The organism is Pseudophaeobacter leonis (assembly GCF_002087335.1).
In the GTDB taxonomy this organism is placed as follows: Bacteria; Pseudomonadota; Alphaproteobacteria; order Rhodobacterales; family Rhodobacteraceae; genus Pseudophaeobacter; species Pseudophaeobacter leonis.
In genome coordinates, this window is sequence record NZ_MWVJ01000124.1 from 1 (window position 1) to 13,076 (window position 13,076).

8 protein-coding genes are annotated in these 13,076 nt (G+C 56.1%); 6 read left to right on the top strand and 2 right to left on the bottom strand.

Going from position 1 to position 13,076, the window contains the following annotated elements; genetic code table 11:
• Positions 1–297: 297 nt before the first annotated feature.
• The gene (locus tag B4968_RS22330) at positions 298–1,185 is read right to left on the bottom strand and encodes a sulfotransferase domain-containing protein (RefSeq protein ID WP_161492649.1); all 888 of its coding nucleotides are present in this window, start codon (positions 1,183–1,185) and stop codon (positions 298–300) included.
• A gap of 488 nt (positions 1,186–1,673) precedes the next feature.
• Between B4968_RS22330 and B4968_RS22335 the strand changes: the two genes are divergently transcribed.
• The 3 genes from B4968_RS22335 to B4968_RS22345 all read left to right on the top strand — a co-directional run bounded on the left by B4968_RS22335 (position 1,674) and on the right by B4968_RS22345 (position 6,045).
• A complete protein-coding gene (locus B4968_RS22335; protein WP_338153337.1) occupies positions 1,674–3,974 on the top strand; it encodes a Lon protease family protein in 2,301 nt (766 codons plus the stop codon).
• The gene (locus B4968_RS22340; RefSeq protein ID WP_083101381.1) at positions 3,971–4,741 is read left to right on the top strand and encodes a hypothetical protein; all 771 of its coding nucleotides are present in this window, start codon (positions 3,971–3,973) and stop codon (positions 4,739–4,741) included. Before B4968_RS22335 ends, B4968_RS22340 begins: the two co-directional genes overlap by 4 nt.
• Positions 4,742–4,851: 110 nt before the next feature.
• Positions 4,852–6,045, top strand: coding sequence for a pyridoxal phosphate-dependent aminotransferase (locus B4968_RS22345; RefSeq protein ID WP_161492650.1), 1,194 nt, complete (start codon positions 4,852–4,854; stop codon positions 6,043–6,045).
• 33 nt (positions 6,046–6,078) lie between these two features.
• On the opposite strand, the gene ftsH is transcribed toward B4968_RS22345, so the two are convergent.
• On the bottom strand, positions 6,079–7,983 hold the full coding sequence (gene ftsH, locus B4968_RS22350; protein WP_083101383.1) for an ATP-dependent zinc metalloprotease FtsH: 1,905 nt from the start codon (positions 7,981–7,983) through the stop codon (positions 6,079–6,081).
• 1,777 nt (positions 7,984–9,760) lie between these two features.
• Here ftsH and B4968_RS22355 point away from each other — a divergent pair.
• The 3 genes from B4968_RS22355 to B4968_RS22370 form a co-directional block, all read left to right on the top strand.
• Entirely contained in the window at positions 9,761–10,177 is a 417-nt protein-coding gene (locus B4968_RS22355; protein ID WP_083101384.1) for a hypothetical protein, read from the top strand.
• Between the two features lie 392 nt (positions 10,178–10,569).
• Positions 10,570–11,118 carry a hypothetical protein gene (locus B4968_RS22365; protein ID WP_083101386.1) on the top strand — a complete coding sequence of 183 codons (549 nt, stop codon included), beginning with the start codon at positions 10,570–10,572 and terminating at the stop codon, positions 11,116–11,118.
• Positions 11,119–12,455: 1,337 nt separating this feature from the next.
• Positions 12,456–13,076: hypothetical protein (locus B4968_RS22370; RefSeq protein WP_139792989.1), on the top strand; the 621-nt coding region annotated here is incomplete at its 3' end.

The following is a 13,076-nucleotide window of genomic DNA, read 5'->3' on the forward strand; positions in this document are numbered from 1 at the left end:
ACTTACTGGACAGCCTTGGTGCGGTCGAGAGGCCTCTTTTTATTATTAATTTGCAAATATATAGACATAATGTAGCGTAAAAAATGCGTCCGTAATCCCGATTTACGCACGCCGTCTTCAGCGTCTCAACAAATTCGACGAAACACAGTGCCTGCTTTGGCCGCGTCAGGTCACGCAGCTGTGCAGCATCACCAAACCAGCCATTCACCCCTTGTTGCAGCATTTTTGATCACTAGAGGGCAGCACTGCGGAATGAGCCGCCGTTCCTCGAAGCGAAATTCTTGCGATTCTCGGGGGCTAGTCGTTCGAGAACCCCTCTACACCAAACTCCAGCCATGCCCGTTCCTTTGACGTCAGACGATCGTCCATCATAACGTTGTATGCTTGCAACTCTATGTCCGTCAGTTCGCCATCCCATTTTCCGCTTGAGCCGCTGTGGAAAAAATCTGTGTCCGACTTCATGAACCCTTTCCCCCCGGAAGGAGCGAAACGCCCGGCATTGGCTTTCATATTGTTGAAGGTCGCAGCGTGAATCAATTGATCCAAAACATGAGGAGGATGCGATATGTCCAGTAGGTCGGCTAGTTTGGCAAAGGTGCCCGGCAAATCACGGGTCATATCTGCGTAGTGAAACAATGACACATTGGGCCGATCTGCCAGTGCGGTAGCGGCTTTGTAGTGTTGGATAATGTGTGCAAGCGGCATGGCATCGCCATCAAACCCTTCTGCGCCACCGTCCAGAAAGCGGCGAAATGTGACGCCATCGACATCGGCCTCTGGATACCAGGAATCGAACAACGACATTGGGATGTTGCGCACGTGTTTACGAAACGAGAAATGCGCATCAAGCGGATGGCGAAACACGCAAAGGTATTGTGCTTGATCATCCAAAGGCAGCCCGTCCATCGGCGTATGGCTTTTCATAGCGCGCCGGTGGGTCATTGCGTTGAGCCGTTCAGCTACTTCTGACATCTCGCGGATGCGAATGTCGACCCAAGGCATTTTGACGGATAATTCTGTTTCAACACCTGGGTCGCCGGAGAACAGCAGAGCCACGATGGTTTGCATCCAAGTGGTTCCACATTTCGGAGGCGTGACAACGAACACATCGTCGTGGCGAATGTCGAGCATATCCCAACGCCTGTTGTCAGTTAAGGGGCCAAGGTAGAGCTTACGGTCGGCCATATCTACCATCTCCTGCAAATGGGTTGTGGCCATGAGAAGTCAGACAATGCCTTAACGCAACGTAAATGGGCATAAGGCTGCACAATTACGAGAGCAAACTCGCGGGCGCTTCCGGAAGATTTGAGATGGCCAATATGGGCACGCTGCCGTCTTGCGGCGGGCGGTAGCCTCTCGACCGGAAAGGTGCGACTGATCGACGTGGACGGCCCACAGGTCAAGGCTCTAGTGTCAGCTTTCTGCGCTTAGCTGCTGGAATAAGGTTATCGATCTTGACTAAGATCATTCCCACAGAACAAGCTACGGAACAATGTACCTAGCATGCCATTGGGCTGCGAAATCTATGATCTGGAGACCACAATATGGACGCGTTGCCCACTGACAAGCTGCGACAGCGTTGCGATCCGGCTTCCCTTCCATTTGCATCAACAAAAGATCTCGCCGAACATTCCGAACTGATTGGTCAGGCGCGCGCATTGGACGCCATTTGCTTGTCATCGAAAATAACTCATCGCGATTTCAACCTTTTTGTCTTGGGGCCGACCGGAACAGGGCGGCACACGGCCGTTCTGAAGCTTCTGAGCGACCAGGCCGCGACACGGGAACTGCCGCCAGATTGGGCCTATGTGAACAACTTCGAGGCAGCGCACAAACCCAAGGCGCTGCGTCTGCCACCGGGAACGGCGCTGACTGTGAAGCACACTATGCAGAACCTGATCGATGATCTGGGTAGTGACATTCCCGCGCTGTTCGAGTCTGAAGAATATCAGACCCAACGCCGAGCCATCGAACAGGAACTCGGTGAGGCGCAGGCAGCGGCGATGGCCGCGTTCGCCGACCGCGCCAAGGCCGAGGATATTGCTCTTCTGCGGACGCCAATGGGCTTCCTGCTGACTGCGATCCGAGACGGCAAGCCGGTCAAGGCCGAGGATTACCAAAAGCTCAGCGAGGACGAACAGGCGCAGATCGACGAAAAGATCGCGCGTCTGCAGGAAGACTTGGCCGCCGTGCTGGGCCAAGAGCCAAAGCTCGAAAAAGAGCATCGCAAACGCGTTGAGCGCCTGAATGCCGCGATGGCGGAACGCGCAGTGTCTGCCCGTGTGGCGGAGGTCGAGGCAGACTTGCAGGCTATCGAGGTAGTGGCCGAATACCTTGAAACAGTCCGTGAGGATATCATCTCGAACGCAGAACTGTTTCTGCAAGCGGCAGCCGAGCAAAGCGACGGCCCCTTCCCCCAGGCGATCCGCAAGTACCACCGCGAGCCGGAATTTGAACGCTATGTCGTGAACGTGATGGTGTCGCAAGACCGCGAGGCACGGGCCGGCGCACCGGTCGAGACCGAGGACCTGCCAACGCTCGACCGGGTAACGGGACGGATCGAGCATGTTTCGCACATGGGCTCGCTGATGACGAATTTTTCCATGATCCGGCCCGGAGCGCTGCACCGTGCCAACGGTGGCTATCTGGTGATGGATGCGCGCCGGGTGCTCAGCGAACCCTATGCCTGGGACGCTCTCAAGCGTTGTCTGAAGAACCAGGCAATCACGATCACGTCGATGGCGGAGCGGTTGAGCTTGATTTCAACCACGTCGCTGGAACCTGATCCGATCCCGTTGGATCTGCGCGTGGTTCTGGTCGGCGACAGTCGGTTGTATGCCCTATTGGTGCTGCTTGACCCGGAATTCAGCGAGCTTTTCAAGCTGCAGGCGGATTTCGAGGATGTGGTCGACCGGACAGAGGATAACCTGGTTCTGTTCGCGCGTCTGGTGGGCTCTTTTGCCTTGCGCGAGGGCCTGCGCCCGATGACGGCCGCGGGCGTTGCGCGGCTACTGGACGAGGCGACACGGCTGGCCGATGACAGCCAGAAACTGTCGCTGCGATTGGGGGCTTTGTCGGATTTTATCTGCGAGGCCGATCATTACGCCACAGGTCGTGGCAGCGAATTCATCGACGATGGCGATATTGATCGTGCCGTGGTCGAAAAGGACAGACGTGCCTCGCGGATCAAGGATCGGATGCAAGAGGCAATCACCCGCAAGACGGTTCTGATCGACACCGACGGCGCAAAAACGGGCCAGATCAACGGGTTGGCAGTCATTGGCTTGGGTGACTATCGTTTTGGCCGACCGTCCCGGATCACCGCCCGGGTGCGGATGGGGGCTGGAAAACTTGTCGATATCGAACGCGAGGTTGAACTGGGCGGACCGCTGCATTCCAAGGGCGTGATGATCCTCGCCGGATATCTGACCTCGACCTACGCGCTCGACGTGCCGTTTTCGCTGCATGCCAGTCTGGTGTTTGAGCAAAGCTATGGCGGTATCGACGGCGATAGTGCCTCGTCAGCCGAACTCTATGCGCTGCTGTCGGCGTTGTCAGGCCTGCCAATCCGGCAGGGGCTGGCGGTGACCGGCTCGGTCAATCAGACCGGCGAGGTGCAGGCCATCGGCGGCGTCAACGAAAAGATCGAAGGTTTCTTCGAAACTTGCGTCGCGCGCGGTTTGACGGGGGATCAAGGTGTGCTGATCCCGAAATCCAATATCGAGCATCTGATGTTGCGATCCAATGTCGTCGAGGCCGCTGAAGCCGGAAAGTTCCGGGTAATCCCGGTGGAGACGATTGATCAGGGCATCGCAATTCTGACCGGGACCGAAGCCGGCATACGCGACAAGGACGGTTGCTTTCCCGAAGGTTCGGTCAATGCTCTTGTCGAGGACCGGCTACGCGGGTTTGCCGAGACGCGCAAGGCGTTTGCCCGCCCTGCGAAGTCAGACGAAGACGGAACGGACAAATGACCGCGCGGACAGAACCGCAAAAACGTTTGCTGATCGGCGCCAGTTGCTTCGCCGATGCGCAGGCTGCGTTGCGACTGGCAGAGCAGTTGACGGAAACCCTGGTCGGGGATTTGGGCGGCATGCTCATCGAAGAAACCATCGTAACCGAGGCTTTCGATTTGCCTGGGCAGCGCGTCGTGACCTCCGGCGGCACGCTTGTCGTCGTGCCATCGTGCCAACAGATCCGGAGTTTGATTGAAAGCGACGCCAAAGCGTTTCGCAATGCCTTGGTGGGATTGGCCCGGACCACGGCGCGCAAATGGTCGTTCGAACGCCGCCACGGCGAATTGATCAGCGGGTTATGCGAAGCGGCGACGGGTTGGGATATTCTGTTGCTAGGGCATCGTGAAATCCATCGCCAGGCTGGCAAGCTCGTACTGATAACCCCGCCCGGTGCGGCAGCGCAGAGTGCAGCAGGCCTTGCCCTGGACTTGGCAAAAAGGTTGCGGGCCGACCTCGTTGCCTTGTCAATTGGCCCGGAAATCCCCGAGTTGAACGATGTACAATCGCAGCAACGTGAACGGTTTGCCTCCGAAGCCGACTTGCTGGCGTTTATCAACAGAACGAATGCCTCCGCTGTCGTGCTGGACCTGTCCGCCGGACCATTCCATACGCATGACCAGTTGCGGCACGTGCTCGCTGTGGCCCGGTGTCCGGTTCTGGTGCTGGGCGCGGCCCAGGGTGAGGCGTCAATCGCGCACTCGACCCAGATCTCTGCCGCACCCTGAAGTCAGAAATTTGATCTGAATCAAGGCGACAGGACCGAAGTCTCGTATCCTGCTAGGCCTGCCGCCAACCAAGGAATTCCTGCCCCCGCGCGAAAGTTATGAGGTGTATCGTGAACCAAAACACATCACCAAGGAGCCGCCTGATCGCCGCACGATCGCAACAGCTTGCGATGTCGGCGATCAAGGAAATGTCGATCCTCAGCGCCAGGGTGCCCGGCGCGGCCTCACTGGCGTGGGGGCTGCCGTCTTTCCCGACGCCAGCGCCGATCCGGGCCGCAGTTGCGCGCGCATTGGAAGATGACCCGCAGATCGGCATGTACGCCTTGCCCGGCGGCTTGCCGGGGTTGCGCGCGGCTGCGGCTCGCGAACACCAACGCCGTACCGGGCAAAGCGTCGATCCCGAAAGCCGCGTGATGATCTCGGCGGGCAAAATGGAGGGGTTGCAGACCCTGCTGCAAGCCATCATCAATCCCGGCGACGAGGTGATCGTTACCGACCCGGGATTCGTGTCACATATCAGCCAGATCCGATTCAACGGCGGCGTGCCGGTTTTCTGGCAGATGAACGAAGCGAACGGATGGGAGCTGGACATCGGCTCTCTGCCCGGGCTGATCGGTCCACGCACCAAGGCGATCATTCTGGTCACGCCCTCGAACCCGACCGGTGCCATCCTGTCCCAGGCCACCCTGCGTGCCGCCGCGAAGATTGCCAGGGACCACGGATTGCTGATCATCCTTGACGATCCTTACAGCCACTTTACCTACGAAAACCGCGACCGGTATTTCAACCTTGCGGCAGACCCTGAATTTGCTGACCACATCGCCTATCTTTTCACCTTCTCAAAGGCTTACGCAATGAGCGGTTGGCGCGCGGGATATATGATTGTACCCGAGGCGCTGCTGCTAGAGGTCGTAAAAATTCATGATCTGACGATGATCTGCACGCCGCGGATCAGCCAGATCGCCGCCCTTACCGCCCTTGAAAACGAACCCGCACACCTGGATAGCTTTCAACGTGTCCTCACCCGGCGCCGCGCGCTGATCTGCGAACGGCTCGATCGTCTGCCGCATGTGTTCCGCTATCAAAAGCCCCAAGGCGCCTATTACGTGTTTCCGCGCGTCGTCACGGATCATGACAATTCCGTTCAGTTCTCGCACGACCTGTTGAACCAGGCCCGCGTCACCGTCACCCCCGGCAGCGCCTTCGGCCCTTCGGGCGAGCATCACGTCCGCATGGCCTATTGCGTCGAAGATGACGCGATCAACCTTGCTTTTGACAGGTTGGAGGCACATTTTGGGTGCTGATGGGGAACTGGCCGCCGCGCGCCAGCGGGTTGCTCAGCGCACAGGCGGGATTTTGTCGAACCCGCGCGGTGGGCGTTTCAACGGTGTCACCTTGCTGTCGGGGTCCAGGCTGCGCCGTATTTCATCGAAATTCAGCGTCTCTTTTGTCTCCAGAGATGACACAAGCAATTCGACCTGTGGCCGGTGCTCGGAAAGAATGCCCGTCGCCTGCGCTTCGGCCTCTTTCAGCAACGCTATCACCGCCGCATCGACCTGTGCCGCGGTCGCATCCGCGTAATCCCTCGGCTGCGCAATGGACTGGCCAAGGAACGGGTGATCCTCGGATTGCCGCAGATCGACCGGGCCCAGCTCTTCAGTCATGCCCCAGCGCGCCACCATCGACCGGGCCAGATCGGTCGCCCGGCGAATATCATCGTCAGCCCCGGAACTGACCGTGCCGATCAGAAGCTTTTCGGCGGCACGCCCGGCCAGAAGGGTGACAAGCTGGCCGCGCAGATAGTCTTCATCCAGCGTGTGACGTTCGCTTTCGGGCAGCATATGGGTGCCGCCCAGGGCATGGCGGCGCGGAATAATCGTGACCTTGTAGAGCGGGTCGGCCCCCGGGGTGAAATAGGCCGCCGCGGTATGACCGGTCTCGTGCACGGCCAGGCGGTGCTTCTCTTCCGGGCGGATCGCAAGCGAGCGTACTGTGCCCATCATCACTTTGTCGCGCGCGTCGCCCAAGTCATTGCGGGTGATCAGGCTGTCGTCGCGCCGCGCTGCGTTGATCGCCGCTTCGTTCAAAAGGTTCTTCAGATCGGCACCGGAAAACCCCGGCGTGCCCGCCGCCATGATGTCCAGATCGCCGGTGTCGTCCAGTGGCAGCTTTCTGGCATGGATATCGAGGATCGCGCGGCGCGCCGTCCTGTCGGGCAGATGCAGCGTGACGTGGCGGTCAAAACGACCCGGACGCAACAGTGCAGGGTCCAGCACGTCAGGCCGGTTGGTCGCGGCCAGCACGACAACTGCCTCGCGTGCGGCGAAACCATCCAGTTCAGCCAGGATCTGGTTCAAAGTCTGCTCGCGCTCGTCATGGCCGCCACCAAGGCCGGTGCCACGAGTGCGCCCGATGCTGTCGAGCTCGTCGATGAAGATGATCGCCGGGGCAGCCTTGCGCGCGGCCTCGAACATCTTTCGCACCCGGCCCGCGCCGACGCCCACGAAGATTTCAATGAATTCCGAACCCGAGGTGGAAAAGAACGGGACATCCGCCTCGCCTGCCAGCGCCTTGGCCAACAATGTCTTGCCTGTGCCGGGCGGGCCGACCAGCAGGACTCCATGCGGCACTTCGGCGCCGACCCGTTCAAACCGCTCGGGCTCGCGCAGGAAATCGACCAGTTCGGCGACCTCCCGCTTGGCCTGGTCCTGGCCTGCGACATCGTCGAAGGTGATTTTTTCACGCGTTGAACTGGGTTTGGTAAAACGTCCGCCCAAAAGCCCGCCTGCCACGCCGCCCGGCCCGCCGGCAATGTTGCCCATCATGCGCCGCTGCAGCCACAAATAGACCCCAAGGATCAGGATCCAGGGCAGGATGTAGGACAGGATCGAGCCACCGGTAGGTTCTTCGGCGCGGATCTCGACGCCGCGCGCTTCCAAAAGCGCAAGCAGATTGGAGTCGCCTTGGGATGGGGTTATGGCGCGGAAGACTTCGGGGCTTTCCGCATCCGCAGTGTCGGTGGTAACGACAATGGAATGCTCTTTCATATCCACCGAAACGACCTGACCGTCTCGGATCATTTGCTTGACAGTGCTGTAAGGTAAGGTGGTCTGAACCGGCCCGGAGTCGAACAAAAAGCCCGAGACCAGAACCATCAGAAAAAAACTGAAAAGCAGAGCCCATACCTGCCATCGCGGCTCGATGGGGCCGCCGTTCTGTCCATGTTGAGGCTCTTTGGGCATGCTGTCACATTCATTTTCGAGTTACAGAGAACTAAGTTCTGGCAAACTTGCAGTTTTGGGTCATTGATGCAAATCAACGACCAAACACCACGGTGAGGTCAGAACGCTCCAAGGCAATCGTATCTTGCCGTTAGTCCGCTTTTGGCAGTTCGTGTCCCTTCGGTCATGTTGCAGCATTTGCGAGAAAGGGCTCGAAGCCGACATGCGGCGGCGCGGCAGTGGAATCTTCATCCTGGTGCGTTTCACTGATCTGGCACGCTACACCCGATGACCGGTGTCAGCCCAAAGTGACCGATGTCGTACGGCTGTGATCTCCGATGCCGCAGGTGCCAACTATTTGTCTCGACTTCCCAAGGGCGGACCTTCACACTGAAAAAGTTCGGTTTAAACTATCAAAGGCAGCTCTGAGGCCTTTCTGATCTTTGGTCGTGTCGGAGCGAATGTCCGATTGTTCGATGCAAGCCTGTAAAAAAATTGCAAGTTCTGCAATGTGATGTTTTCAGGTGTCTGATAGCCAAGACGCCGGCTCACAGATCATGTTATTAATTATGAAGGTTTTGATGAAGCATAATCGACGAAAACTCTGTTATGGGGACTTTCTAGTTCGTTCGACGGGTATTTCAGCTGTACTAATCTTCATTGCTCAAATGAGCTTTGCGCGTGATGCCGTTCCCGACATCGAGTGCGCGATAACGGAAGAGTGCAACCAAGGTACTTGCTCTCCTATTAAGCCCAAACCTTTATTATTTCGGTATGTACAATTCCCTGAACAACTTGTCGCTTGGGTCTATGGATCACCGCGGATCATCGGAGGGCCCGAGCAAGACAGTTCCCGAGCATTCGGATATCAGTTAAAAAATGGACGGTCGTTGGTTGTCATAGATGGTAAGCACGGACTCGGGGGTGATCATATTTGGTTCGATTTGCCCGCCCCTGATAATTCACTCCAACGGTCCTTTGTTTCGACTACTCTCCTACGAGGGCATGAAGGCCATTGCATTACGCGCATTGTAATTCAACCAAGTCGGCCTGCAATGCCGGACTGGTCTCTTGTAAATGGTTTGGGAGGCGAGTGTCGTTGGTCTCAGAACTTATGCTCTCCAACTGACGGCGGCAACTGAGAAGCACAGTGTCCAGGTCGGTGGAATTGCCGACTTTCGAAAATCACGATATAGGCAAGCGACTGTGATAACCATTATCCCAAGAGCTTAACCTGCACCCACCCACTCCGCGCTGCCGACCTCTAACCCCAGATTTTGCTGCAGCCTCCATCAATGACCGCTTCTCACGCAGCGCTGCAGCGTTCTCCGCCGTTTTTGTAGGTTGAAGGCCTGACTTTGCAAAGATCACTTCCTGCGCATTGCTGCCCTTGGTGCAGTGCGCAGCATCGACGCAATGATCAAAGGGGTGGTGAATGGCCGCTTGCTCCACTCTGGCACGAACCTCTCGCAGGTGCGGCGAATGGCCGGAACCCGCCCTTCGTGCCGAAATGTGCATGGTGCAGCAATTCGGACCGCTTCCACCTCCCATCACGGTCGCGAACGGCCCACACCTGCCGTTGGCCAGATATCCAAGCGCTGCGTTGCAGCTTCCCCGAAGCAGCCGTTCAACACATTGCGCAGCATTCTTGTTGGCCAGAGGCAGCAGTGCGGACGAAGTTGCCGTTCGCTGCAACTAAGCCAATGACCGCTTCAATTCCGCACTGTATTCCTAGACAAATTTGTTTATGAAAACAGAGTATTGGTAATACTTTCCAGAGTGCAAGGAGCAGCGAAACTTGAAGCTATACCAACTAAGAAGTGTCGAACGTAAGTTAGCTGCACAGATCAGCCTACTTCTTTACAAACGTGTCGTAAGTCAGCTGGCTTCGACATCTGGACCTGACCCTGATTTTCGGTACGCAGGACCAGAGGGAGGTGATTTCTTTGTCGAGATCGGGCTCTGCAAAAAGGGAGCGAAGCAGCATGAATTTGTTTTTCAGATCGACGAATCAGAAGCGGCCGAGCAGATTGAAAAACATGAAAACCTGACATCGAAAAATTTCCAAACTCTCTTGGACTTCTTCTTTCGATTCTTTATTGCGCATGGCCGAGTAAGCTGTCTTAGCAGTACGCGAAAGCCGTTTTCACCAAACACTCAGCAAGAAATATTGGTTCATTGTTTGATAAGTGTTGGGTTTCTCAGCGAAAGCTGATGATCCGCAAACAGCCCAAACAAAGAACGAAAGATGATTAAGTAGACGCAATTCACCTCACTGCGTGGTCATCTTTGCCAGTATTACGCGCCGTTCGCTTTTTTAAAAGGGGCTGCTCAGGTTCCCGTAATGATGGCGACAAAAATAAAACTTCAAGAAAAACGGCTTCACAGGTTTTACCAAATGGGTGTCGACCAGCCCAAAAGCCGGATCAATCGCACACCCGAGACTAGCAGTCACCGTCAAGTCATGCGCCAAATGCCCGTATTAATGCAGAGCTTCTTTAAGAGGCTTGATTTGCACACAAAACAGCAACAAAATGTGGAGGAAGGCATTCTACTTTGGGAATCATTCTACTTGGGGAATGTCGGTTTGTTGGGAAGGATCTAACTATGAAATTTGTTAAACTGATTGCGAGCGGTGTCATGGCCACGCTTTTGGCCACCGCAGCCGTCGCGAATGACGATGGCAACCAAACCGATGCTCCCATCCCTGGCGCAAAAGGCTTTGTGTTTTACAACCAGGTTGGTGAGTGGCGTGTACTCCAGGACATCGAGCGCAACACCTGCATGGTCGAGAAATTCGACGTGGCGGGCAATGCCGTTCAGATTGGCCTGGGGCCAAGAGGCAAGCGCGCCTATCTGGGCATCTTCACAAAGCTGCCTGAAGAATTGCGCGGGCAAGGTGACAAGCAGGTTGTAACCGTTGAGGTCAATGGCACAACCTACAAGGGTCGCATCAAGCGCGCGCACCGCAAAGCCTACACCGCATACAGCGGTATTTACATTCCGGCCCGCAATCTGGACATCGCTGCACTTGCCACTGACGGCAAACAGACCATGGATTTCCCGAATGCCAAACTCGAAGTAAACTTTTCAATGGCAGGCGCGGTCGCAGCAGTTGCAGTGGCTAAAGAATGCCATGCGAGCCTGAACTCATAAGACGCAAAAATCGCCGCCAGACTTTGGTGCGAAACGCGAAAATGCAAAAAGCCCTCTCTTTTTCGAGAGGGCTTTTTTTGCTTTAGGCCTCTATGTGATCATCCGGGATGGCACAACTAACTATACGGATGTGGACACGCTGGAGAGTGCCCTTTCAGTTTTCTGGATTTCGGCTTTGTGATTGTTCCTCGACTTTGCAAAGATCAGTTTCTGCGCATCGCTGCCATTCGCACTTGTTTGAGCACCTGAAAACGGGCCGTGCGAAGCTTTCCTTCGCCGTGCAGTAGCCAATAGGCTACAGACTGGGGAAGGCTTTTGCCTATCTGAACCCTAAGACACGGGCGTTAACATTCTATTTACCCAAATTAAGCTTTATATAGCAGCCGGGTGGGCAAACCCCACCAAATACCGTGAACGTTAGTTTTTAAGTGGGTGGCCCAATGTCCGAGCGTAATGTTCAAGACGAGTTGTTTGACCCAAGCCTTGACTTGTGTTTTCCAAACGAGCCCTGGATGATATCTACCGGAACCACTTGTTGGTTGCCGCGTCTGCAGCAGAACGGGAAGGTTTTAGTGAAACGCGGGCCGCATTGATCGGATTGCTTATGAGCGCGATGGCAAGCGACTAGTGGCTTCGATAGATTTCCGTCGAATGCATCGTTTTGCTGTGGCTCTACGAGCGGCTTCCAAGGACCTCTCGTAGCTGTTTCTTTGCTCTTCTCGCTTTTCAAAAGCGTTCTGTTCTAACAGAATCTCCATGACTTTAGCGTATGTAGGCACGATCTTGCTCCATTGGCGTCATGGGCCAGCTTTCGGATGGAGTGCTTAATCAAACCTTTCCAATTTCCTCCAATTTACGATCATGTAACTGAAGGCCTGAATATACAGAGTTATTCACAGCCTTATCCACAAGATTTTTGGGATATTTCTCGCTCTTTGCTCTCTTCATGAGGGGTTCGCTTGGATTCGCTTTGTCCGTATTTCAGGGGTAGGCCAGCTTTGCTTTCGGCATTGCAGCTTCTTAGTTCGCATGTTTCTCATGGGAGTGGGCTACGGGACCGCTGTTGCAAAGGTCGCTATCTGCGCATTGCCGCCTTTGGTGCAGGCCGCAGCAAAGGCGGCCAGATGCTGGGATCTGTGAACGGCCGCTTTTACCCAATTGGGGTTTGATACGAGCAGGTGCAGCGAAGGTCCGGTTTCCGCCCTTCGTGTCGTATGCTGCGGCTTGCAATCATCGCATCAAGAGTCGGCTGAATTGGGCTGGGAGCGGTCCTTCACAAAAGGTTGCAATCGTCGCGATGCATTGTCCAGCCATCCTTTGATAGGTCACTCTCCGCCATGCAAATGAGCCTTCATTCCAACCTGCGCGATGTTGAGGGCGATCTATCAGCTGCAGCACAGCGACAACTGCCCTTTGCCACCTCTATTGCCCTCAATGACACCGGCAAGGATCTGATAGAGCTAAACAAGCGCCATGTGCGCCGGGCTTTCCACAATCCGACGCGCTGGACGCTCAACGCCTTTCATTTTCGCCGTGCGACCAAACGCCGATTGCAAATCAAGATTGAACGCAAATTCGCCGCCGCCCGTAAGGACTATCTGTTGCGCCAAGTGGAGGGCGGCCCCAGGGCCAAGACCGGTCTGGAACGGCTGTTGAATGCCAGGCTTGGTGCGGGATACGTTGTGCCAACCAAACATGCCCGCAAGAACAAGCACGGGAATGTCTCACCCGGTCAAATTCAAAAGGTCTTGTCCGGCCTCAAGGCTCAGGGCGATGCAGCCCAGAATGAGACCAAGACCTCCGCCGCCCGCAAGCGCCGCTCATCGGCTGCGCGATACTTCACGCCACGGGCTGGTGGCCGGATGACGCCGGGCATCTATGAAAGAAAGGGGCGCAAAGCCCCCAAGAAGGTCTTTGCCTTCACTGAAAAGGCCCCCAGCTATCGCAAGGCCTTCAAG